A 23,705-nucleotide genomic window follows, 5' to 3' on the forward strand; every position below is an offset into this window, starting at 1 on the left:
TCAGTAATGAACACTTCATTAAAATTTGTAATAGTTGTTTTATCGATGACCATAATTTCGTGTCAAAAAGAAACAAAAAAAGCTGTAAAAGTATATGAGAGCTTAGAATATAATATCTACATGGGTGATAAACTTGCGGGATATCAAAAAAGTTTTCAAGGAAAAGATGGAGTGTACCATTATGTATATGAATTTAATGACAGGGGAAGAGGACCTCATATTAATGAAAAAGTTATTCTTAATGATAATGATGTAATAATAAGTCATGAGATTTATGGACATAATTATCTAAAAGATACTGTTTCAGAGATTTTTGAAGTTAAAGAAGGAACTGCAAAATGGAAAAGTAGTTCAGAGCAAGGTGAAGCCAAGTTTGATAATAATTCGTTCTTTTCAGCAATAAATGGTTCTTTCGGAATAACAGATTTACTTATCAAAAAGTTACTTTCTTCAGAAAATAAAGAAGTAAATCTATTGCCAAGTGGTTCAATAAAAATAACCAATATTGATAACCATAAAATAAATGATTCGACAGAACTTAGGTTGGTAGAATTTACAGGACAATCTTTTACACCTTCATACACCTGGATTGATAAAAATGACAGATTTTTTGGATATGTTTCACCTTGGTTTACGTGTATTCAAAAAGGATATGACAGTATTGCAAAGCAGTTACAACCAATTCAAAAACAAAAAGAAGAAGAATATTTAAAAAACTTATCTCCATCATTATTTGAAACTCCTTCCAAAAAAATATTGATCAAAAATGTAGGGGTGTTTAATTCTAAAACCGGAAAAATAGAACCTAATCGATTTATTGTGGTTAACGGAAACAAAATCGAACAAGTTTCAACTGACGTAATTACAGAAGGCGATGATACAATGGTTATTGATGGAACTAATAAAACGTTATTACCGGGATTGTTTGATATGCATACACATATTAGTGAGACCGATGGGGTGATGCAATTGGCAGCAGGAGTAACTTCTGTTAGGGATTTAGGGAATTCTTCGGATTTACCAGAGTTAAAGGAAAATTTTGATGTAAATAAATTGGTTGGCCCAAGAATATTAGTGATGAGCGGGTTTATTGATAAAGCAGGCCCATATGCAGGACCTACAGGCTCAATTATAAATACTCTTGAAGAAGGAATACAAGCAATTTCAGACTACCATGACAAAGGGTATACACAAATTAAATTATATAGCTCTATCCCTCCAGAATGGGTAAAACCATTGGCTGATAAAGCACATGAACTGGGGATGAGAGTGAGTGGACATATTCCGGCTTTTATGATTGCAGAGCAGGCTATAAAGAGTGGGTATGATGAAATTCAACATGTTAATATGTTGGCTTTGAATTTTCTTTCAGATACTATTGATACTAGACAGCCGCTTCGATTTTCAATGGTAGCAGAACATAACCATAAATTAGATTTTGAATCAAAGAAGTTTAAGGATTTTATAAGATTACTTAAAGAAAAAAATATAGTGATAGATCCAACAGTTTCTATTTTTGATGGTATGTTTACTGTGAAAGCAGGAGAAGCAGATCCTTCTTTTGCTAAAATTTTGGATAGATTACCACTAAGTGTTCAAAGAGGATATTATTCTGGAGGGCTTCCTATTCCTGATGGAAAAAAAGATCAATATAAAGCCTCTTATGATAAATTACTGGGCATTGTAAAACAACTTTATGATAATGGAGTTACGATTGTGCCAGGAACAGATTCAATGGCTGGATTTGGACTTCATGCCGAAATGGAAAATTATGTAAAAGCAGGAATTCCAACCTCTGAAGTTTTAAAAATAGCAACTTTGAATTCTGCAAAAATTGCTGGAGTAAATGATAACTTAGGATCGATTGAAGAAGGTAAATTAGCTGATCTAATATTGGTCGATGGCAACCCAGTTAATGATATTAATGATATCAGAAAGGTAGAGCTTACCATAAAAAATGGAAATATTTATAATCCAGAAAAATTATATAAAGCTATTGGAGTGAAACATTTTAAATAAATAAGAGATAAAAAATTCACATGCTAGATAGACGAATTCCCATAGTCTCTTTTTTTAGAGTTCTTAATAATGCAAGTCGTATTCTTAAAAATCCACTTCCTTTTCATCATGAAAATTTTGAAAAGCATGGAGACACTTTTAAAGTTCAATTAGGATTTGGTAAAACCGCTATTTTTACTCGTGATGCAGGTTTTGCAAAACATATGTTGCAAAAACAACATAGACGATATAGTAAATCCGAATTACAAACGAAAGATCTGGCAAAGTATGTAGGAGAAGGATTATTAACTTCTACAGGAGAAAAATGGCTAAAACAAAGACGTTTAATTCAACCCGCTTTTCATAAAAAAAAGCTGGAATCCTTGATAAATACGATTAAAGAGGTAATTCAGGAAGAATTCCTGAGGATACCCTCTAACAAAGAGATCGATCTTTTTCCTGTAATGAGTGATTTGGCCTTTAAGGTAGTTGCAAAATCATTATTTGGTTATACAGATACCCAAGGAGATACCATTTCACGATTGCAATATATAACAGAAGCAGCCCAGAAATCATTAGTACAGGAAATAAGACAGCCTTATAAACGATGGTGGTTTTATTTGAGTGGGAAAATCAAAAATACACTCAAGCTAACTCAGGAAGCAAGAGATATTCTTAATACAATTATAGAAGAAAGAAGGAACTCTAATAAAGTGTATAATGATCTGTTAGATATGTTGCTAACATCAAAATATGATGACGGTAGTGTGATGGATAATGAGCAACTGATAGATGAAATCCTAATTCTTTTTGTGGCGGGTCATGAAACTACATCTAATGCTTTAACCTTTACTGCTGTATTGCTGGCACTTCATCCCGAGATTCAGGAACAAGTATATCAAGAAGTTTCTGAAACTTCAGATGATTTACCGCCAATGGAACAGATAGCAAAATTTCGATATACAAGACAGTGTATTGAAGAAGCAATGCGGTTATATCCACCTGCTTATTTTTCTGATCGCGTGGCTATAGAAGATGATAATTATCAGGATTTAAAACTAAAAAAAGGAACGACCATTCTGGTTTCGTTTTTTGAAATCCACAGACATAAAAGTTTTTGGAAAAACCCTTCTGCATTTGATCCCGATCGATTTCATCCTGATATAGATAAAAAACAGTATTCTGATTGGTATTTCCCTTTTGGATCAGGACCCAGAATGTGTATAGGTAATAATTTTGCGATGTATGAAATGATTCTGGCAATAAGCGCTTTGGTAAGGAAGTATAAAATAGGTACAGATCTTGATAAAGTTAATATTAAGCCATTAATCACTTTGAAACCCGAAAACGCAATACTTACATTCGTCAACAGATAAGTATATTGTAGTTTACATCTTTAGTTTTATATTTAAGCTAAACTTTTACCTTATACCAATTTGATTATTTAATGACGTATTAAATGAAGAAATTACTGATCTTTCATTTATGTTTTTTGATAAGCTCATCCGTCTTTTCGCTACAAGAAGATGAAGCATATCAAAAAGGAGTTGCGGCTTATACTCATTATAATTATAAAGAAGCAATACTTCATTTTAAGCTTGCTTCAAGCTATTTTTTAGAGAAAGATGATATTAGAAGCTATCTAAAATCACAATTGTATATTTCTAATATCGAAATTTATAAAAACAATTTTTCTTCAGCATTAAAAACAATTGATGTTTCTATTCAAAACTATACATCTTCAAGAATAAAAAACGACAGTCTATGGGGTGAGTTAATGAACACAAAGGCTGTCGTTTATAGAAAGGATGGTTTGACTACAAAAGCATTACAGATAAGCGATGAGATTTTAAAAGAACAATTAGAGAAATCAACTTTACCTAAATATAATCTTGTAAGAACATATACTGTACGAAGTAACATTTTATGGACTATTGGTCGATTTGATGAAGCAGTACAATTGATAAAGAAAACATTAAATCTTTCTGAGTATTCGATTTCAGATCTAAATAGAGCAGAATTATTAAATAATTTGGGAAGCGCCTATTTATTGAAAGGAGATTTTAATAAAGCACATAACTATTATAATAAAGCATATCAGCTTAAGTTAGAAAACAAGGCTAATTTATATGACCTGGCAATAACAACGTTTAATATAGGAGTTGTAAATGAGGCCTTGGGAGATTATGGTAAAGCTATAGAATTTTATCAAAAATCAGCAGAGTACGATCTTAGAAACCAAGGCGAAGAAGTAGGTTTTATTACGGATATTTATACCGCTATTAGTGGTATTTATGCTAAGAAAAATGATTTAGAAAAAGCAGAAGAGTATATCGATAAGGCTTTAAAAAAAGCGATGATTATTTATGGGGAGAATCATCTTAATACTGCAAATATACAAGCTTGGTATGTTAGATGTCTAAAGTTAAAAGGAGAGTATGCAATATCTTTAGATTTTGATAAGAAAGCATTACAAATTAGAGAAAAGTCTTATGGAGTTTATAATTGGTTTCCGATACAGAATCTAACATCAATTGCTGATACTTATGTGAAGCTTGGGGAGTATCGGGAAGCAGAAAAATACTATAAAGAAGCATTACGAAGAAGTGAAAAAATGGATTCTAAGTTTCAGGAAGCAGAGTGTTATCAAGGTATGGGCGATATGCATATGAAGCAAAAGAAGTATAGAGAAGCAATAGATTTCTACACTAAGGCATTCATTAATTTTTCGAATCACTTTTATAAAAATCATAGGTATGTCTTAAAAAGTGAGCTATTATTGGCAGAAGCTTTGTTTAAACAAGGAAATCATAAAAAAGCTTTTACAATAATTCAAAAACATCTTGCCTTGTATACTAAAGGAGAGCATGATTTTCCTTTACTGGTAGTAGAAGCGATACATCTTAATAATTGTATTGCTTTAACCCAATATACGAATTCAAAAACAATAAAATCAGTTGAGAAATCATATAAAAACATGGATTTGATGATCCAAAATATTCGTGAAATCAAAAAGCAATATACTACTGATCGATCCTTGATAAATGTTGGGCGTAAAAACCCAGATTATTTTGATAAGGCAATCGAGATTTGCTATGTTTTGTTTCAAAATACTCAACAAAAGAAGTATTTGGAAAAAGCATTCCAATTTTCAGAAATTAATAGAAATAGTGCATTGGTAACAGGGATAAAAGATAAACAGTTTAAAAAAATTGCTGGAGTCCCTGATTCACTATTACAACGGGAGAATATGTTGAAAAGAAAATTGTCCTCTATTAGAACAGCACTACATACTCAAACACATTCATTCAAGATAGATTCTACGATGAGTCTACGATTGAAGTATAGTTTGAAACTAGAGGATTTATTACATAAAATTGAAAGGGACTATCCTAGATATTATCAACTAAAATATGCCGATCACACGATCAAAGTCTCGCAATTACAAAAGGAATATTTGGATACAAATACAACTTTGATTGAGTATTTTGCTGGAGAGGAAAACCTATACATTTTTGTTATAAATAATGATACTATTGACTTTAAGAAGTTTCCAATAATAAAGGGTTTGACTAAATCAATTAAGGAATTTAGGAAGCAAATACTTAACCAACAAAACATCAAAGAAAATTCTGAACGAATATTTACAGCTTTGCTGAAAAATTTGAACCTGAAAGAAACTTTGATACTGGTAACAGATAACATACTTAATTATGTTCCATTTGAGGTTTTGTATAATGGAAAAGGATATATGCTTGAAGAGTATGCTATAAGTTATGCAGGTTCTGCAACAGTATTGAAAGCATTAACCGAGAGGTCATTAAAAACTACAAAAGAAATGAAATGGAGTGGTTTTGCACCGAAATATAAAAATAATAATTCCTTTGCTTCTAGCGATATCGAAGTTAGGAGTATTTCGAAAATCATGAAAGGTAAAGCATTTTTGGGTGAAGAGGCTTCTGTTAAAAATTTTGTTGCTAGTGCTACTAATTCTTCAATACTACATTTGGCCGCTCATGCAGAGATTGATAGAAAAAATGCAATGTTGAATAAGCTCGTATTTTCTGAAAATGGTAATAAGAATATTTTAATGGCATCTGATATTTATGGATTATCAATTCCTTCAGAAATGATTGTACTTAGTGCTTGTAACACTGGATTCGGAAAATTAGAAAAAGGTGAAGGCGTGATGAGTATGTCAAGAGCTTTTCATTATGCGGGAGCAAAAAGCACAGTAATGACCTTATGGAAAGTGCCAGATAAAGAAACCGCGGTGATAATGAACTATTTTTATAAAAATTTGAAAAAAGGATATGCTAAAGATAAAGCATTGCAACAAGCAAAACTTCAGTATCTCGGTAGTGTAAAAGATAACGCATTAAAACACCCTTTTTATTGGGCAGGATTTGTGATTTCGGGTAATACAGAATCTTTGGAGCAAGGTTTTTTATACTGGTGGGTAGTAATATTGGTTTTGGTTCCGGTTTTTATTTTTAGAAAAAAACTAATTAAGTTTTTTGAGTAGTTCTTTAGCTTCTTCCTTTTTATATTCACTATCAGGAATCTTTATTAATAACTCTAATTGTTCTTTGGCTTTGTTAAGTTGACCAACTTTTAGATAAGCCATAGTCAGATACCAATGATTTTTTTCACTAAACGAGTTTTCAATTTTATCTCGCTCTTCCAAAATCACAATTGCTTTTTCAGCTTCATTTAGTTTTAACAAGGCATTTGCTTTATAAAATTGAAGAGTGTCGTTTTCTTCAGTTTCTAATACTGTATTGAATGCGTCAAGAGCCTTTTTAAAATTACCGTTTTCGTAAGCATTAAAGGCTACTGATATTTTGTTTTTATGATCATTTCCTCTTACTACAGGTTGAAGAATATTTCTATACGGCTCAAAGTAAGTAGCGAATAACTCTTCATTTGACACTGGTTTTTTGGTATCCCAAAAATAGATGGTTCCTAATAGCACAAGAATGGAAGCTGCTATAGACCACCATTTTAATTTATTTTTTTTCTTAACATTATACTCAAGGTCAGAAAGCAAATGTCTAAAATCATCATCATCCTTATGTTCTACTACTTTTTTAAGATTAGTATGAAATAGTACTTCGTCTCTAAAATTTTGATCAACACTTAATAATGTGTCAAATTCCTGTTGTTCCTCAATTGTTAAGGTACCTTGAATGTATTTTGATATGAGATCCTGGGGTTTCATTGTTTAGGGGGATTAATCATTGCTCTTAATTGCTTAATACATCGGGATTTTTGACTACTCACCACATTAGTATTATCATATCCTTCTTTTTCGGCAATCTCCTCTACTGTTAGTCCTCGATAATAGAATAATATTAACATCTCTTTGCATCGTTTTCCTAATTTATTAAAAAAAGTCTGTAAAAGCCTTTGCTCTAACGAAAGCTCGACAGATTCATCAAATGCAATTTCTTCAATGTTTTCGCTTGCAATATGAAGTTTTGGTTCTAGTGAAACGGTATTTTTATGTTGCTTGTAATGATTAAAAATCATTCGTTTGCCGATACCAAATAAGTACGTTTTTAAAGAGCTGTTTACAGCATCCAATTTTCCTTGTATTGCTTGCTTTCTAAGTACTACAAATGCATCTTGATAGATATCAGCCATAGTGTCTTGACCTACACCATGTTTTTTTCCAAAATTAAAAAAAGCGCTCCTGTGTAAATAATATAATTTACTTATTTCCTTAGGATTACTATGAATTAAAATGTCAATAAGGGATTGATCCACCGAGTATGATTTCTATTCCTCTAAGGTATAAAAAAACATTTTTCCTCCTATAGATGTTAAGATTCGGTTTTTTTCTTCCATAAAGAGTATAAAACATATAAAAGTTAAGAATTATGAATCGCATTTTAAAAAAATTAACGCTTAAGGAAATTACTCTAGAATTCATTCCCTCACTAGGGATATCACTATTAATAGCAGAATCTTTTTACAAACTGGGAAGCTTTGCTTTTGAGTGTATTGCATTTTTGGCAACCTGGTATTTTATTGGTTACGCAATCGATAAATTAAAAATGATTAGTAACGCAATAACCAAAAACAATTAGCATTATGGCAAAAGTGACAAAACCAGAGATAAAAATCAATCCGGTAGTAGTAGGTCAAGTATTTCAGCCAATTCAACAACAGGCAGATATAGTTTTAACGAATAGTAAGGTAAAATTACAAGGAGCAAAAATAGAAATCTTTGGATCGGCAAATAATCTGCTCGCCACTTTCGATTCTAAAACATCAAATTTTATAGTACACAAAAGACTCATGGTTGGAAATCTTGACGTGTTGAATAAATTAAAAGATCTGGAAACGAGAGTGAAAAATCTAGAACCTTAAAAGATACATTATGACATTAAGTATAAGAAATATTTACCAGCAACAAGGTATTTCGTTTCCGGTAATTAGTATAAAACAAAATCATGAAATGCATTTTGGCTTACCAACATCTATAAAAAAAGCACATTCGGTATTTTCTTCAAAGAATGATGGAAATGGGTTTGATTGCGGGTGTAGGAAGAGTAATTCGTTAAAACTTGTGATATTACCGAAGATCTTAACAAAAGAATTTGGAGAGGTTGTTCCCTCCTGGGTTTCTGCAGCAAAAAGAGACTCGAGAACCGGTGCCCAAATACGAACGATAAAAGGTGTTTTAACACAGAGCAGAATATCAGGTACAGATTTTCCTCTTAAACCATGGCATCATAGTTATGACTGGAACTATTTTGTAAAAACTGATAAGCAGTTTTTTTATCTGAATAGCCCGGCAAATGGGAAATATGATGCTAAAAATCAGATTGCCGTAATGGAATGTGAATGGGATTCTAAATTTGTCCCATTATGGTCACTGCCCATGCCCGGCGATCGTATACAAGTTACAGGAAGATGGATCTATGACTGTGGGCATCCTAAAAACGGAAAACACAGATCCGAAATTCACCCTCCAAAAGCAGTAGTTTCTTTTCGGGAAGAGACCGATCTTTTTTCTGGAAATAAAGGACTGTCCAGAGCTAATCAAGCAATCGTTTATATAAATAAAAAAGGGGGATACATCAACCAAAAGATCAACGATCAAAATTATACTTTTGATCTCTACTTGCCACCAAAACCATCAGATTCTTCAATCCCAAAATTCAAAGTAAAGAAAATGATTGCTAGTGCTATTAATCCAATAATTACTCCTTTTCCTAGTGATGATCCAAAATTGTTACGAGTGACGATTCCACTGAAGGGGAAAAATATTCCATCAGAAAATTATGGAGTAATGATTAGTGGGGGATGGTCGGATCCCAAAGGAATAGATGCTAAGCATATTAAAAAAGTAACTGTTGCAGTACGAGAAGCTGTTTTTAAGAAGGATAAAGATCCCGATGGAATAATTTTTAAAAAGCAGGATGAATGGTATCTGTATGTTGGTATTAATGGCCGATGGAGATTGTTTGAAAGTATGGATAAAGGAAAACGCACATTAAATCACAAGGTAGTTCTTCATTTACACAAAACACAACACGTTAAAATATCAACTAATGGATATGAAGCTGATCCTATTCATGATATTCTTGGTAAATCTGTAGGATTGTCCTCAAAAGTAGCAAGTTCGTCCAGCTTAAATTCTCAGGAAAGAAAAACAGCAGGAGAGGGGATTAGAAAAGGGTTTTTAAAGCTAGGAACAGATTTGTTAGAAGGAGGTGATATTGAGAATGATAAAATTGGGATTGTAAATGCTACATTTCCTTCAGGTAAAAGAAGTACTAATAGTGTTGTCACTTCGAATCTAGGAGATTATCAAATTACCGTGAATATTACATAACCTAACCTTCTCATATAAAATTTAACGTAATCAATGATCCCATATTCTTATGGATATGGAGACATATGCCCTTATGTAATATAAAAATAGAACTATTAATAGCTCAGAATTAAAGCTTAAAAATAATTGGTATTAGATAACACGTAAGCTGAAAAGTGTATAGAGTAAGCAAGAAAATAAAATATATAATACGTTATGGCCACGATTAGGGAAAAATTTGTAAAAAAGGGGAAATGGAAAACTATGGAAAGCTTTTTTAATGCCAATGGGGTTGCTTTTTTTAAAGCCCCAAACGATGCTTCAATTAAAGTTAGATATGGTGTTGGCTGGTTTGGGAAAGATAGACAGAAACAAAAGTTAGACGGAAGAACCTACAAAAAACTTCAAGTTGGTAAATGGTCATTGACCAGAGCAAGAATGCAAATAAAAGTAAAAAAGGATACTAATGTGACCTATTATGTTGATGGAGGAGGAGTGGCTCAAAACTCTCCTGAAATTAGATTCTGAATACAACTGAAGTATACTTTCTAAAACCATTTTTTGAGTAGCATAATCTGGATTTAAGTAAACACGGTAGCCGAAAAGTGAATAGAGTAGGCAAAAAAACTAATTATTAAATAAAATGAAAAAACTAACAAATCTAAAAATGTATGTAGTAGGGGTATTTTGCATAGTAGCAATTGCTTCTTGTGAGAAGGAACAAGAGGTTATTCCCGAAATTTCAAATAATACCGAAGGTTTTATGAGCAAAACAGGTAAAAGTGATATCAGGATTGAAGAAAATGCGGAAGTTGTAATTCCAATATTGCATCGAAGTTATAGCGCCGATATAAGTAAAGAAGATGCTGATGCAAGATTTGAAGAAGAAGTTGCAGAATATATGAATAAGAATTCGGTAAATACCAATTATGAGAAAGGTTATAGTACAAGGTGGTATTATAGAATCCGTACAAAGACAGGAGCTCAAAAAAATAATGAAACTGATGGAGATGCTAAGGCTAGTGTGAGGTTTCGAACTAGTAGAGGAATCTATACACATTCGGTATCTAGTTTAAATAATGCTGGGGATGATCGAGAAAGAGGGCAAACAGACTATTATTATTTAAGTGCAAGATACCCGGGACAAGCTATAAGTTGGGTAGAAATTCAATCCGCCAAAATTTCATTAAAAGGAACAGATGGATGGTTTATAACAAATTATGATGTCTATGCGTACCCATCATATCAAACAGTTTCTGCTACAGGAAGTACTTATTTAAGATCCAACCCAAATCGATGGTTGGATAACACATTTTTCTGGGGATGGGATACGTATTCTACAGGAGAAAGAGGAACTGGTAGATTAAACTTTTAAAATAACGATATGAAAAATTTAAAAATAGAAGGAATTAAAATCCTAAGCAAAACTGCACAAAAATCGATAGGAGGCGGAGATATAAACCTTCCTGACCCCATACTTACGTGTTGGCAATGGAAATGGTTATGTGATACAGTTGGCTTTCCGCCATTAACCGGAAGATATTGTAGATGGGTTAAAGTACGAGTACCCTGTAGATAGAGATAATCTTGAATGTCTTTAAATGTTCATAGAATACTAATTTTAAAATAATAAAAATCATGAAAATTCTTAAATTAAACGAGGTTAAGATTCTAAGTAAAATTGCTCAAAAATCAATCATTGCAGGAAGGATCAATAACTGTAAACAAATACTCTGTGCTGGTTTGTCGGCAAGAGAATGCGCAGAGATTTGTAGAAACCCATACTAGACTATGTTTAATTATAAATGTGGTTAGGTCATAGACTAAGGAAAACCAGATTATCAAAATAGGTGTTCTGGTTTTTTGAGATAAATAATAATAAACGTGCTAACTAATACTTTTTTTAGTATTAAAATGTTAGTAGACATAGGATAACTATTTAATATATAACTAATTATGAAAAAACAGATTTTTGTACTTGCCATATTGGCAATTATGATATCATCGTGCTCAGGCGATGATGATACAAATACAAACACAGATAATAATACTATTATTGGTACGTGGATTTTAGAAAGTACAACAGAGCAAGACTACAATCAAAACAAAGAGAGTACTCCGATAGGTTGTGATACAAATGCAACAAAGCTAATATTTGACAAAGAGACTATAGTGACTGTAAATTCGATGGTAGTTATCCGAGACGGAAGTAAATTATGTGTAAGTGGCAGCAGCGAAGAAATAACCAAAGATTCAATAGTACTTTCTAAAGAAGATGCAGATGGAAATTTTGGAACCTTTCCTCCTCCAAAGGATATATTTTCATATAAATTACAAGGTGATATACTTACACTTACTGATCAAAATAACGATGATTTTGTATTTAAAAGAGCTAATTAATTTATGTTTTAGTACTACCTTATGATTTGTGAAAAGAATGGTAGAGATCTAAATAAATAATAAGTTATTGATAGTTGTTTTGATTAACAATCATTAAACAAGAAGAAGTAGTTCTAACACTTTTCCCTACATTTTATATTTACGTATTTTTGCAGGAACAAATACGGAATACGTTAATAAACTAAATAATGATTGCTTATAGAAATGAAATTTTACTGACTATTATAGTATTGATATTATTATTTTTTGTGTTACTGATAACAAAAAGTGTAATTAGGAAATTCTCAATATTAAAATCTATAAATGCTAATCGAAGAAAATTGATACGCAATCTAACCAATCTGGTTCATTACCTTATTGCAGGAACAGCTTTGGTGATTATCTGGGGGGTAGAACTTAAACAGTTTAGTGTCTTTATTTCTTCGGTTTTAGCAGTATTGGGGATTGCTTTTTTTGCGCAATGGTCTATCTTATCGAACCTTACTGCAAGTATTATTTTATTTTTTAGTCATCCGGTAAGGATAGGGGATAGGATACGAGTTTTGGATAAAGATTTTGACTGGACCGGAGAAGTGAAAGATATTACAGGATTTTATCTTTTTATGATTACTGATCATGGCGAAAACATAACTTTACCTACATCTATGGTGATACAAAAAGGAATCCAAATCATGAATAAACGCATAGAAGAACAAATTGACCATAAAGAAGAAGTGTAGTTGAATCCTAAAACCAGATACACTCAACGTATTAAATCCGAGGCAAAACGCCTGGGTTTTCTGTCGTGCGGAATTTCTAAAGCAGAATTCCTAGAACAGGAGGCTCCACGTTTAGAAAAATGGCTCAACCAGAATATGCACGGTGAGATGCAGTATATGGAAAATCATTTTGATAAACGCCTGGATCCTACCAAATTGGTAGATGATTCAAAAAGTGTAATATCCCTACTACTCAATTATTTCCCTTCAGAAAAACAAAAAGATCCCGAAGCTCCCAAACTGTCTAAGTATGCATATGGTACCGATTATCATTTTGTGATTAAAGATAAACTGAAGCAGTTATTGCATTTTATTGAAGAAGAAATTGGTGAGGTCCATGGGCGAGCCTTTGTAGATTCTGCACCTGTATTAGATAAAGCCTGGGCAGCAAAAAGTGGATTGGGTTGGATTGGTAAAAATAGCAACCTGTTAACACAACAGGTAGGTTCTTTTTATTTTATTGCAGAGCTTATCATAGATCTTGATTTAGAATATGATACTCCCGTTACAGACCATTGCGGTACGTGTACAGCATGTATTGATGCTTGTCCTACGCAAGCAATTGTAGAACCTTATGTGGTAGATGGCAGTAAGTGCATATCGTATTTTACGATAGAGCTTAAAGAAGAGATTCCTAATAGCTATAAAAACCAATTTGATGATTGGATGTTTGGTTGCGATGTGTGTCAGGATGTATGCCCATGGAATCGCTTTTCTAAACCACATAATGAACCACTTTTTAATCCAAAACCAGAATTACTAGAGATGTCAAAAAAAGACTGGGAAGAGATCACACAAGAAGTATTTTCAAAGGTGTTTCAGAAATCTGCAGTAAAAAGAACTAAATTCTCGGGGTTGCAAAGGAATATCGATTTTTTATTTAGAGATTAAAAAACGATTAACATGATTCTCTAAAAATAAGCTTGGTAGGCAGAATGATCTCTTTATGAAGACAAGGTTTATTTTCTTTATTTAATTCTATTTCATCTAGTAAAATCTCTGTGGCAATAACTCCCATTTGATGTGCAGGTTGATGTACAGTTGTTAATGTAGGAGAGACAACAGAAGACATAAACCAGTTGCTAAATCCAAAAACAGCTACATCATCGGGGATTTTGATGTTGTTTTCATTAAAATATTTTATCGCACCAATTGCCACAAGATCAGTTATTGTGAAAATAGAATCAACCTCGGGATTTTCTTGTATTAGCTTCTTCGCATTGTTATATCCATCTTCAAAATCTGTATTGTTATTACACAGATATACCAAAGAAGCATCGTATGTGATTCCATGATCTTCTAATGCTTCTTTGTATCCTTCAAAACGATCGTTAGAAATTTTGGGGTTAAGATCCCCTCTGAAATGTGAAATCTTTTTGTATCCTTTGGAAATAAGATATGAAACAGCCTCGTATGCAGCTTTTTTATCGTCGATCCGTACTTTAGAACAAGGTATAGAAGGTTCTATTTTATCAAAAAGTACCAAAGGAATATTTCGACTCAGTACTTTTTTTAAATGAACGAATTCGTTAGTTTTATTAGATAAAGACATTAAAATACCATCTACTCGTTTATCAATTAATAAATTTATTTGTAATTTTTCAAGAAATAGTTTCTCACTAGATTGGAGGATGATAACCAGATACCCTTTTTTTTCTGCTTCTTCAATGATACCATCTATTACTTTAGAAAAAAAATGATGTACTGTAGTCGGGATGATAACACCAATTGTTTTTGTTTGCTTAGTTCTTAGGTTTACAGCTAATTGATTAGGTGAGTAATTCAATTTTCTGGCAGTCCGAAGAACCTTTTTCTTAGTGTCTTTATTTACATCTGGATAGTCTTTTAGAGCCTTAGATACAGTTGCTACAGAAATTCCTAATTCATTAGCAATATCTTTTAAAGTAGTAACTTTCATAGACTAAATGTTATATTTATTAAATATACAATTTAAGCTAAAATACAATTAGATTAATAAAATATAAAAATTTGAAAAGCCTCTCTTGTTAGTGAAAAAGGACAAAATGAATGAGAAAAGTACTTTTAGATGGGCTTTTTACCCTAAATGAATAGTTCTTTCGAAATCGTTTTCGATCGTATCGAAAACGATTTCGAAGCCCATGAACCTTAAAGAAAAAGTAAATTATCATTAAGGTTTTATGAAATTGCAGAGAACTAAATACTTAAAAAATTATGAGAACAAGACTGTGTATTATTCTCTTCTTAGTTTTCGGGATAGGGGATTCCATTGCTCAAGGAGGAAAAAGCGTATCAGGAACAATTAAAGATAATAAGGGCGTTCCGGTAATTGGAGTTAATATACTACTAGAAGGAACCAACAGAGGAGCAACATCAGATTTTGATGGAGAATATATTATTAATAATCTAGAAGCCAATGCTACTTATGTTTTGATAATTTCTTCGGTGGGATTTAAGACCGTAAGAGAGGAGATTGTTATGGCAGATAACATTGTTAAAGATATTGTTTTAGAAGAAGACCTGCTTTCATTAGATGAGATTGTAGTAACCGGATCTTCTAATCCACGAACAAAATTAGAATCCAGTGTAGCAATAACCACAATGGGAGTCAAAGAAATAGAACAAAAAGCTCCGCAGAGTACTGCCGATCTGCTACAATCAGTCCCTGGATTTGTTGTCGAAACTTCAGGAGGAGAGGTAGGAAATAATCTTTTTGCCAGAGGAATTCCATCCGCTGGAGCATATGAATTTGTTCAAATTCAGGAAGATGGACTTCCCGTTTTTGAAGATGGAGCTTTACAATTTGCCAATGCAGATAACTGGTATAGGTTAGATGAAACTGTTAAAAGAATGGAAGCTATTCGAGGAGGATCTGCCTCTGTTTTTGCTACAAATTCACCTGGTGGAATTATCAATTTTATCTCTAAAACAGGTCAAAATGAACTAATAGGAAGAGCCAAAATGACTGTAGGAGATTATGGGCTTTTTAGAACTGATCTCAATATTGGAGGAGCAATTATCGAGGATAAATTGCTTTTTAATATAGGAGGATTTTATAGAGTAGATCAGGGAATTAGGGACCCGGGATTTGAAGCGAACAAAGGAGGGCAGATGAAATTTAACCTTACCTATAAATTTGATGGAGGCTATGCCAGAATCAACTATAAAAAACTAGATGACAGAAACCTCTTCCTACTTCCTATTCCATTACGAGGAGATAGTGATGGGAACCCAGAAGAATTCGAAGGATTCGATGCGAATTACGGAACATTAGCCTCTAGAAATTTTAGTAGATTAAGAGTGCCACAAATAGGAGGAGGGTTTTTTGAAAGAGATTTAGAAGATGGTGTGAACCCCAATGTAGATGCCATAGGAGGAGAGCTTAAATATCAGATCTCTGATGTGGTATCAGTAAAGAACACATTCAGAAATACAAGCATTGATCTAAATTATAATGCAATTTTTAGTACTGGAGGGCCAAATACACAAGCCGATTTTGCTACAGGAACAACTCAGTTTCCACTAACCGATGCAGCAAATGCCGAGTACACATATGTAGATACAGGCGCAGCTTTGAACCCAAATACATTGGTAATGCGTGCAGATCACTGGGCAATCGATAAAGACATGTCTAATTTTGCAAACAACCTGGCATTTTCATTTAATTTCGAAAAAATAAATGTCACCCTGGGATATTATTATTCTAATTGGAAATCAAACCAATATTGGAATTGGAGTAATTACCTGGTTGATGTATCTGATAATCCAAGATTGGTAAATCTGGTAGATACCAGTACAGGAATTTCCAGGACCTATAACGGAATAGAAAGAATTACCTGGTTAGAAAGAGATGCACAAACCAAAGGAAGATTAAATGCTCTTTACATAGATGCAGAAGTTAATTTTACCGATAATTTAACTGCTAATTTTGGACTTCGCTACGACGATGATAAATATTCTGGATATCGCGATAATGCACGCTTTTTTTCGACAGATTTAGGCTTGCTGCCTGATAATACTGCCGATGATGCCCTTACTGTTGTAGACGGTAATCCATATACATATTGGAATTATGATGTAGACGAATTATCATATACTACTGCATTAAATTATAAGTTTAGTGATAACATGGCAATCTACGCAAGACATAGTCATGGATTTAGATCACCAATAGAAGAATCTTACTATGACAATGCATCTGATCTTAGTGCTATCGAAGTTACCGAAGTTGATCAGTCAGAATTAGGATTTAAGTATTCTTCATCTAACATAGGTATTTATGCTAACCTTTTCTATATGAATATGGATAACATTGCCTTTACAGATATTTTGGCAGATGGTACTTCAGAAAACAAATTTGCCGATGTAAATAATATAGGAGTAGAGCTTGAAGCTAATGCTAAATACAAAGCTTTTGCAGTAGAGGCCAATATAACAGTTCAAAAACCAGAGTATGATAATTTTTCTGGAGCTAATGCAGATGGTACAACTTTTAATTATGAAGGAAATAGTGCCAGAAGAATCCCTAATGTATATTTTACATTAAGACCACAGGTAGAAATTATTAAAGGTTTGGGATTATATACACAATGGTCTCATTTCGGAAAAAAATATCAGGACGAAGCTAATACCACAGAACTCCCAGCTTTTAATGTTTTTAATGCAGGAGCATATTACAAGGTAAAAAAATTACGATTTGGATTTGATGCTTCTAATCTATTTAATGAAATAGGGTTAACAGAAGGTAACCCAAGAGGAACAACTAATGCTAATGATGATGTCTTTCTGGCAAGACCAATTTTGGGTAGGGCCTATAGACTATCTGTAGCAATAGATTTTTAATTGTTTGGAGCCATAAACTGCTCGTATTGCTCGGGCAGTTTTAAATTAATAACCAGTCATCACCATTTTTAATGAAGAATGTATCCATAAAAATATCCTTGTTTATTAACTATTTTATTTTTGCTATCCTTCTTAATAGCGTAGGAATAGTAATCTTAAAATCTTTAGAGAATTACCATGTTGATGAGATCGAGGCAAGTACTTTAGAATGGTTTAAAGATTTACCGATAGCATTGGTTTCATTCTTAATTGCTTCTTTTTTACCAAGAATAGGATATAAGAAAGCAATATTATCAGGGTTACTGATTTCTTTTATTGGATGCTTAGGGATGTACTATGGTAATTCTTTCTGGTCGGCAAAACTTCTTTTTGCTGCAATAGGAGTATCCTTTGCCTTAGTAAAAGTTTCGGTATATACATTAATTGGGATAATTACAGAAACCAGACGAGATCACAATAGTTTAATGAGTATTGTAGAAGGAGTTTTTATGATAGGAATCGCTGCGGCCTATTTTCTGTTTCCTGCATTTAATTATGATAATGATCCAGATGCATGGTTACGTGTATATTTGCTTTTGGCGGGATTCATTTTTGTGTCTTTTCTATTATTGTTCTTCACCAGATTTGAAGAAGGAAACGAAATTCCAGGCGTAAATTTATTAGATGATGTTAAGCAGATGATGCTTTTGTGCACCAAAATGTTAGTGATTGTATTTGTTGGTAGTGCTTTTTTATTTGTAATGGTAGAGCAGGGAGTGATGACTTGGCTACCCACATTTTATAAAAGAGTGCTGCAGCTTCCTCCTAATGTAAGCATTATGATGTCTAGCGTTTTTGCAATATCATTGGCTATCGGGAGAATAGGTGCAGGAATTCTATCAAAGCGAATATCTTGGGTTTATATTCTTACAGTATGTATTGGATTAGCAATACTTATGGTGATTTTTATTTTACCAAAAACCCTTGATATTGAGGTACAAGAGATTCAAAAAATTACAGATATACCATGGATAGGATATGCGTTTCCACTTATCGGATTATGTCTCGCTCCAATATATCCTCTAATAAATTCTGCGGTACTAAGTGCTTTACCCAAAAAATTACATAGCCCTATGACTGGTCTTATTGTGGTTTTCTCTGCTTTAGGAGGAACTACAGGGTCTACAATAGTAGGCTGGTTATTTAAAAATGTTGGTGCCCAACAAGCATTTTATTATACGATAATACCAATGATCTTATTGCTATTGACATTACTGGTATTACACAAATTAACAAGAAATAATGTTGATTAAAATATATAGAAAAGATGTCTTGCATAGTTTGCTTCAACAAGAAGATACTGATCAAGACAAAAGGATTACCATTGATGACCAGGGTCCAAAAGAATTTAAAATACATACTATTAATAACGAAGTTCATACCGTTAAAGGGACCTATCACTTGTCTAATCTGCTTCAGGAATTAAAATTGGGAAAAGAAGACAAAAAAGGGATCATAGAAATTTCCTTAACAGAGGTTAAACAACAACCAAGCTTAAGAATTTCTAAAATGATAAAAGAGCACTATTGGGATCGATTAACTAGAAAATTAGATCGAAATGGTATTGAAAAAATTCTATCCGATGATAAACGGGATATAAAAGAAAAACGATTATACGTTCCTTTTCATGATAAAGAAGCCTATTCTTTTTATCAGGAAGTAACAAAAGGAATAGATCATATTATATTAGAGACGTTACCCCAAAAAATAACACCAGAATTTGTGAGATCCATTAATGATAAGCCTGGGATTTTAGGATTAGCATTAACCACTGATGAGCATAAGAAAAAAGCGGTCCCGTTTTTGGTGCCAGGAGGAAGATTTAATGAGATGTATGGATGGGATAGCTATTTTATAAATATAGGACTTTTACTAGATGGCAAAAAAGAGCTTGCCAAAGGGATGATTGATAATTTTACATATCAAATCAAGAATTATGGTAAAATTCTAAATGCCAATAGAAGCTATTATCTAACAAGAACTCAACCTCCTTTTTATACATCTATGGTTGTAGAGTATTATGAAAAATATAAAGATCAAACACCTATTTCGTGGCTAAAAGAATGTATAAAAACGGCCATTTATGAATATGAAACTGTTTGGATGCAATCTGGAAAAAGATTAGCACCGAATGGATTAAATAGGTTTTATGCAGAAGGAATAGGTATAACAGCAGAAGTTGAAGAAGGACATTATGATTATATATTACAAAAATATAAGAACGATGACTCGCAATCTGTCGAAGAATTTAGAAAACTATACCTGCACAGAGAGGTTGATAGAGTAGAGCTAGATCAATATTTTTTGCATGATCGAAGCGTAAGAGAAAGTGGGCATGATACAACCTACAGGTTAGAAGGTATATGTGCTGATCTTACTACTGTAGATCTTAACACACTATTGTATAAGTATGAAAAAGATTTGGCATATATCATAAAAAGTTTTTTTAATGATGAATTTATATATAAAGAGAGAAAATTAAATTCTGAGTATTGGAATGATATCGCATCTCAACGGGTAGCGCTGATAAATCAATATCTGTGGGATGAAAAAACAGGTAGTTATTTTGATTATAATCTATTAGAAAAAAAGAAAACTCATTTTGAGTCGGCAACCGGGTTTTATCCATTATGGGCAAAATTATGTACAGCAGATCAGGCAAAAAGTGTTGTCGAATATTTGATACCTCGGTTAAAATGTAAATTTGGGATTACCGGAAGCTCTAAATTTTCTCTTCGGGATGTTCCTAAAGATGCTCCAAAACGGCAGTGGGACTACCCATTTGGATGGGCTCCACATCAAATGATTATTTGGAAAGGATTGCTTAATTATGGGTACCAGGATTTGGCAGAAGAACTTGTGTATAGATGGCTATGGATGATTACTAAAAATGCGGCAGATTATAATGGTGTAATTCCAGAAAAATTCGATGTCGTTTGTGGGACATTTAAAGTAGATGTAGAGTATGGTAATGTCGGATCCGATTTTAAATATGTTCCCGACGGTGGCTTTGGATGGATGAACGCTTCTTATCAATTGGGATTAAGTCTTCTACCTGTAGCATATAAGTATAAGTTGAATCAACTTATAGATCCTGATAAAATATTCAATAAAACCAATAATTAATTGATAAATCTTTAATAAGATTGTTAAATGATGGGTGTTTTTTCTCAATTCTGATTTTTCGCAAAGATTCCTTTATATTAATTTCCGCATCTCAAACAGACTTGTACCTTTGTATATATATTAGTATCAAAATACCATAACCGCAAATCACGTAGTTATGGTATTTTGATCTTTATTTTTATTAGCACATTTATCTTGATTTAGTATGAGTATCGAAAGTAAAAGAAGAGAGGCATTAGTATATCATGCCAAGCCTACCCCGGGTAAAATTAAAGTCGTTCCTACTAAAAAATATGCAACTCAAAGAGATTTGTCTTTAGCATATTCTCCTGGTGTTGCAGAGCCTTGTTTGGAAATCGAAAAGGAAAAGGCAGACGTTTATAAATATACGGCAAAAGGAAATCTGGTTGCTGTAATATCGAATGGTACAGCGGTATTAGGATTAGGAGATATTGGCCCCGAAGCGTCGAAACCTGTAATGGAAGGAAAAGGGTTATTGTTTAAGATATTTGCCGATATTGATGTGTTTGATATCGAAGTAGATACTAAAGATGTAGATGCTTTTATCGAAACAGTTAAAAATATTGCCCCAACATTTGGAGGAATAAACCTTGAAGATATTAAAGCTCCAGAAGCCTTCGAGATCGAAAGACGACTAAAAGAGGAACTAGATATTCCGGTAATGCATGATGATCAGCATGGTACAGCTATAATTTCTGCCGCTGCGTTATTAAATGCATTAGAAATTGCAAATAAAAACATTGAAGAAGTAAGAATTGTGGTTAGTGGTGCTGGTGCAGCAGCAGTATCTTGTACAAGATTGTATAAAGCTTTTGGTGCCAAATCCGAAAATATCGTCATGACCGATAGTAAAGGTGTAATTCGTAAAGACAGGGAGAGTCTTACTCCCGAAAAAGCAGAATTTGCCACAGACCGTGATCTAAATGACTTAGAAGATGCGATGCGAGATGCAGATGTATTTATTGGTTTATCGATGGCTAATCTGGTAAGCCCAGAGATGCTGGTGACGATGGCAGATAATCCAGTTGTTTTTGCAATGGCAAATCCTGATCCCGAAATAAAATATGACCTGGCAATTAAAGCTCGTAAAGATGTGATCATGGCTACAGGAAGAAGTGATCATCCTAACCAGGTAAATAATGTATTGGGATTCCCTTTTATTTTTAGAGGAGCGCTGGATGTTAGAGCTACTGCAATTAATGAAGAAATGAAAATGGCGGCCGTAAAAGCATTAGCCGAGCTAGCCAAAGAACCTGTTCCAGAGCAAGTAAATATAGCATATGGAGAAACACGTCTTAATTTTGGTAAAGACTATATCATCCCAAAACCGTTTGACCCAAGACTTATTGCCAAAGTACCTCCTGCAGTGGCTAAAGCAGCTATCGAAAGTGGTGTAGCAACAGCACCTATTGCCGATTGGGAGAAGTATGAAGATGAATTGCTTGAGCGAATGGGTAATGATAATAAAATAGTACGATTGTTACTAGATAGAGCAAAAACAAATCCTAAACGCGTTGTTTTTGCAGAAGCAGACCATTTGGATGTGTTAAAAGCAGCTCAGACAGTTAAAGAAGAACGTATTGCTTTTCCGGTTTTATTAGGTCGTAAAGATATCATACTCGAACTGATGAAAGAGATTGATTTTGATCCGACAGGTATTGATATCATTGATCCTAAAGCAGACGAAGAATGTGAGCGTAAAAATAGATATGCCAAACAATATTGGAAAACCAATAAACGTAAAGGAATTACCCTCTATGACGCAGAAAAATTAATGCGTGAACGTAACTATTTTGCTGCTATGATGGTAAATGAAGGAGATGCCGATGCATTACTTTCTGGGTATTCTAGAAGTTATCCAACTGTGGTTAAACCCATGATGGACTTAATAGGGCTTGCCAAAGGGGCAACTCGTATTGCAACGATGAATGTAATGATGACCGATAAAGGCCCATTGTTTATAAGTGATACCTCTATAAATATCGAGCCTTCTTCAAAAGAATTGGCAAAAATAGCGCAAATGACGGCAAGAACAGTAGAGATGTTTGGGGTAAAACCTGTGATTGCTATGGTTTCATATTCTAATTTTGGATCATCAAAACATCCTACTGCTTCAAAAGTACAGGATGCAGTAGCATATTTACATAGGTATTACCCTAACCTGGTTGTAGATGGTGGATTGCAAATGAATTTTGCATTAAACAGAAAAATGAGAAAGGATAAATTTCCATTTTCTAAGCTTAATGGGCAAAAGGTGAATACATTGGTATTTCCTAATTTAGATTCGGCCAATAGTAATTATAAATTATTAAGTGAAATTAATAATGCAGAATCAATAGGACCTATTATGATGGGGATGAATAAACCAGCTCATATCCTTCAATTGGGAGCAAGTGTAGAAGAAATGATCAATATGGCAGCAGTTGCTGTTATTGATGCTCAGCAGAAGGAAAAAAGAGATTTACAATTGTCATTAATGCCAGATGTTGTTTAATCGATTGATTGGTAATTCCAGCTCTTGTGAGAGACTCATTAGTTTTGTTTGTAACAAAAAATCAATTCTATAAGATGTTTAAAAGCTATACTACGATAGTAGTATAGCTTTTTGTATTTTGATAAGATAAGTAGACTACAAGTTTTATAATACATCGATCAGGTTTATGCTTTGTTAGCGTGTATTGGTGTATTTACACAAGAACAATATTTAATCCGATCGC

20 protein-coding genes are annotated in these 23,705 nt (G+C 33.1%); 17 read left to right on the top strand and 3 right to left on the bottom strand.

Features of this window, described 5'->3' with window-relative positions:
• Window positions 1–6: 6 nt before the first annotated feature.
• The 3 genes from NNH57_RS20685 (at window position 7) to NNH57_RS20695 (ending at window position 6,523) form a co-directional block, all read left to right on the top strand.
• Window positions 7–2,019, top strand: a complete 2,013-nt coding sequence (locus tag NNH57_RS20685; protein ID WP_108807921.1) for an amidohydrolase family protein — start codon at window positions 7–9, stop codon at window positions 2,017–2,019.
• Between the two features lie 20 nt (window positions 2,020–2,039).
• A complete protein-coding gene (locus tag NNH57_RS20690) occupies window positions 2,040–3,374 on the top strand; it encodes a cytochrome P450 (protein ID WP_108807920.1) in 1,335 nt (444 codons plus the stop codon).
• Window positions 3,375–3,457: 83 nt separating this feature from the next.
• Window positions 3,458–6,523, top strand: coding sequence for a CHAT domain-containing protein (locus tag NNH57_RS20695; RefSeq protein WP_108807919.1), 3,066 nt, complete (start codon window positions 3,458–3,460; stop codon window positions 6,521–6,523).
• Here NNH57_RS20695 and NNH57_RS20700 read toward each other — a convergent pair.
• On the bottom strand, window positions 6,503–7,219 hold the full coding sequence (locus NNH57_RS20700; protein ID WP_108807918.1) for a tetratricopeptide repeat protein: 717 nt from the start codon (window positions 7,217–7,219) through the stop codon (window positions 6,503–6,505). The genes NNH57_RS20695 and NNH57_RS20700 overlap by 21 nt on opposite strands.
• Window positions 7,216–7,767 carry an RNA polymerase sigma factor gene (locus NNH57_RS20705; protein ID WP_108807917.1) on the bottom strand — a complete coding sequence of 184 codons (552 nt, stop codon included), beginning with the start codon at window positions 7,765–7,767 and terminating at the stop codon, window positions 7,216–7,218. The genes NNH57_RS20700 and NNH57_RS20705 overlap by 4 nt, the downstream gene beginning before the upstream one ends.
• A gap of 113 nt (window positions 7,768–7,880) precedes the next feature.
• Here NNH57_RS20705 and NNH57_RS20710 point away from each other — a divergent pair, with 113 nt between their 5' ends.
• The 10 genes from NNH57_RS20710 to queG all read left to right on the top strand — a co-directional run bounded on the left by NNH57_RS20710 (window position 7,881) and on the right by queG (window position 13,872).
• A complete protein-coding gene (locus NNH57_RS20710; RefSeq protein WP_108807916.1) occupies window positions 7,881–8,090 on the top strand; it encodes a hypothetical protein in 210 nt (69 codons plus the stop codon).
• Window positions 8,091–8,094: 4 nt separating this feature from the next.
• A complete protein-coding gene (locus NNH57_RS20715) occupies window positions 8,095–8,373 on the top strand; it encodes a hypothetical protein (RefSeq protein WP_108807915.1) in 279 nt (92 codons plus the stop codon).
• Between the two features lie 10 nt (window positions 8,374–8,383).
• The gene (locus NNH57_RS20720; RefSeq protein WP_108807914.1) at window positions 8,384–9,844 is read left to right on the top strand and encodes a hypothetical protein; all 1,461 of its coding nucleotides are present in this window, start codon (window positions 8,384–8,386) and stop codon (window positions 9,842–9,844) included.
• A gap of 195 nt (window positions 9,845–10,039) precedes the next feature.
• Entirely contained in the window at window positions 10,040–10,351 is a 312-nt protein-coding gene (locus tag NNH57_RS20725; RefSeq protein WP_024771625.1) for a hypothetical protein, read from the top strand.
• 115 nt (window positions 10,352–10,466) lie between these two features.
• The gene (locus NNH57_RS20730; protein WP_108807913.1) at window positions 10,467–11,198 is read left to right on the top strand and encodes a hypothetical protein; all 732 of its coding nucleotides are present in this window, start codon (window positions 10,467–10,469) and stop codon (window positions 11,196–11,198) included.
• A 9-nt stretch (window positions 11,199–11,207) separates the two neighbouring features.
• A complete protein-coding gene (locus NNH57_RS20735) occupies window positions 11,208–11,402 on the top strand; it encodes a hypothetical protein (protein ID WP_108807912.1) in 195 nt (64 codons plus the stop codon).
• Window positions 11,403–11,461: 59 nt separating this feature from the next.
• The gene (locus NNH57_RS20740; protein WP_159099219.1) at window positions 11,462–11,611 is read left to right on the top strand and encodes a hypothetical protein; all 150 of its coding nucleotides are present in this window, start codon (window positions 11,462–11,464) and stop codon (window positions 11,609–11,611) included.
• 168 nt (window positions 11,612–11,779) lie between these two features.
• Window positions 11,780–12,223 carry a hypothetical protein gene (locus NNH57_RS20745; RefSeq protein ID WP_108807911.1) on the top strand — a complete coding sequence of 148 codons (444 nt, stop codon included), beginning with the start codon at window positions 11,780–11,782 and terminating at the stop codon, window positions 12,221–12,223.
• 320 nt (window positions 12,224–12,543) lie between these two features.
• The gene (locus NNH57_RS20750; protein WP_234423373.1) at window positions 12,544–12,942 is read left to right on the top strand and encodes a mechanosensitive ion channel domain-containing protein; all 399 of its coding nucleotides are present in this window, start codon (window positions 12,544–12,546) and stop codon (window positions 12,940–12,942) included.
• Window positions 12,943–13,872, top strand: coding sequence for a tRNA epoxyqueuosine(34) reductase QueG (gene queG, locus NNH57_RS20755; RefSeq protein WP_108807910.1), 930 nt, complete (start codon window positions 12,943–12,945; stop codon window positions 13,870–13,872).
• A gap of 7 nt (window positions 13,873–13,879) precedes the next feature.
• On the opposite strand, the gene NNH57_RS20760 is transcribed toward queG, so the two are convergent.
• Window positions 13,880–14,899, bottom strand: a complete 1,020-nt coding sequence (locus tag NNH57_RS20760) for a LacI family DNA-binding transcriptional regulator (RefSeq protein ID WP_108807909.1) — start codon at window positions 14,897–14,899, stop codon at window positions 13,880–13,882.
• A gap of 275 nt (window positions 14,900–15,174) precedes the next feature.
• On the opposite strand from NNH57_RS20760, the gene NNH57_RS20765 reads away from it, so the two are divergent.
• The 4 genes from NNH57_RS20765 to NNH57_RS20780 all read left to right on the top strand — a co-directional run bounded on the left by NNH57_RS20765 (window position 15,175) and on the right by NNH57_RS20780 (window position 23,482).
• The gene (locus NNH57_RS20765) at window positions 15,175–17,802 is read left to right on the top strand and encodes a TonB-dependent receptor (RefSeq protein ID WP_108807908.1); all 2,628 of its coding nucleotides are present in this window, start codon (window positions 15,175–15,177) and stop codon (window positions 17,800–17,802) included.
• Window positions 17,803–17,873: 71 nt separating this feature from the next.
• Complete coding sequence (locus tag NNH57_RS20770) at window positions 17,874–19,094, top strand: MFS transporter (RefSeq protein ID WP_074409680.1); 1,221 nt, start codon at window positions 17,874–17,876, stop codon at window positions 19,092–19,094.
• Window positions 19,084–20,967 (top strand): trehalase family glycosidase, encoded by a 1,884-nt coding sequence (locus NNH57_RS20775; protein WP_074409679.1) that lies wholly within the window; start codon window positions 19,084–19,086, stop codon window positions 20,965–20,967. The genes NNH57_RS20770 and NNH57_RS20775 overlap by 11 nt, the downstream gene beginning before the upstream one ends.
• A gap of 205 nt (window positions 20,968–21,172) precedes the next feature.
• Complete coding sequence (locus NNH57_RS20780; RefSeq protein WP_074409678.1) at window positions 21,173–23,482, top strand: NADP-dependent malic enzyme; 2,310 nt, start codon at window positions 21,173–21,175, stop codon at window positions 23,480–23,482.
• The last annotated feature ends 223 nt before the right edge of the window (window positions 23,483–23,705 follow it).

Source organism: Aquimarina spinulae, assembly GCF_943373825.1.
GTDB classification, from domain to species: domain Bacteria; phylum Bacteroidota; class Bacteroidia; order Flavobacteriales; family Flavobacteriaceae; genus Aquimarina; species Aquimarina spinulae.

What these genes read in the sequence shown, in the direction of transcription:
- NNH57_RS20770 (WP_074409680.1), top strand. Translation starts at nt 17,874, where the DNA reads ATGAAGAATGTATCCATAAAAATATCCTTGTTTATTAACTATTTTATT.
- NNH57_RS20730 (WP_108807913.1), top strand. Translation starts at nt 10,467, where the DNA reads ATGAAAAAACTAACAAATCTAAAAATGTATGTAGTAGGGGTATTTTGC.
- NNH57_RS20690 (WP_108807920.1), top strand. Translation starts at nt 2,040, where the DNA reads ATGCTAGATAGACGAATTCCCATAGTCTCTTTTTTTAGAGTTCTTAAT.
- NNH57_RS20700 (WP_108807918.1), bottom strand. Translation starts at nt 7,219, where the DNA reads ATGAAACCCCAGGATCTCATATCAAAATACATTCAAGGTACCTTAACA.
- NNH57_RS20740 (WP_159099219.1), top strand. Translation starts at nt 11,462, where the DNA reads ATGAAAATTCTTAAATTAAACGAGGTTAAGATTCTAAGTAAAATTGCT.
- NNH57_RS20760 (WP_108807909.1), bottom strand. Translation starts at nt 14,899, where the DNA reads ATGAAAGTTACTACTTTAAAAGATATTGCTAATGAATTAGGAATTTCT.
- NNH57_RS20720 (WP_108807914.1), top strand. Translation starts at nt 8,384, where the DNA reads ATGACATTAAGTATAAGAAATATTTACCAGCAACAAGGTATTTCGTTT.
- NNH57_RS20735 (WP_108807912.1), top strand. Translation starts at nt 11,208, where the DNA reads ATGAAAAATTTAAAAATAGAAGGAATTAAAATCCTAAGCAAAACTGCA.
- NNH57_RS20715 (WP_108807915.1), top strand. Translation starts at nt 8,095, where the DNA reads ATGGCAAAAGTGACAAAACCAGAGATAAAAATCAATCCGGTAGTAGTA.
- NNH57_RS20695 (WP_108807919.1), top strand. Translation starts at nt 3,458, where the DNA reads ATGAAGAAATTACTGATCTTTCATTTATGTTTTTTGATAAGCTCATCC.
- NNH57_RS20710 (WP_108807916.1), top strand. Translation starts at nt 7,881, where the DNA reads ATGAATCGCATTTTAAAAAAATTAACGCTTAAGGAAATTACTCTAGAA.
- NNH57_RS20745 (WP_108807911.1), top strand. Translation starts at nt 11,780, where the DNA reads ATGAAAAAACAGATTTTTGTACTTGCCATATTGGCAATTATGATATCA.
- NNH57_RS20775 (WP_074409679.1), top strand. Translation starts at nt 19,084, where the DNA reads ATGTTGATTAAAATATATAGAAAAGATGTCTTGCATAGTTTGCTTCAA.
- NNH57_RS20725 (WP_024771625.1), top strand. Translation starts at nt 10,040, where the DNA reads ATGGCCACGATTAGGGAAAAATTTGTAAAAAAGGGGAAATGGAAAACT.
- NNH57_RS20780 (WP_074409678.1), top strand. Translation starts at nt 21,173, where the DNA reads ATGAGTATCGAAAGTAAAAGAAGAGAGGCATTAGTATATCATGCCAAG.
- NNH57_RS20685 (WP_108807921.1), top strand. Translation starts at nt 7, where the DNA reads ATGAACACTTCATTAAAATTTGTAATAGTTGTTTTATCGATGACCATA.
- NNH57_RS20765 (WP_108807908.1), top strand. Translation starts at nt 15,175, where the DNA reads ATGAGAACAAGACTGTGTATTATTCTCTTCTTAGTTTTCGGGATAGGG.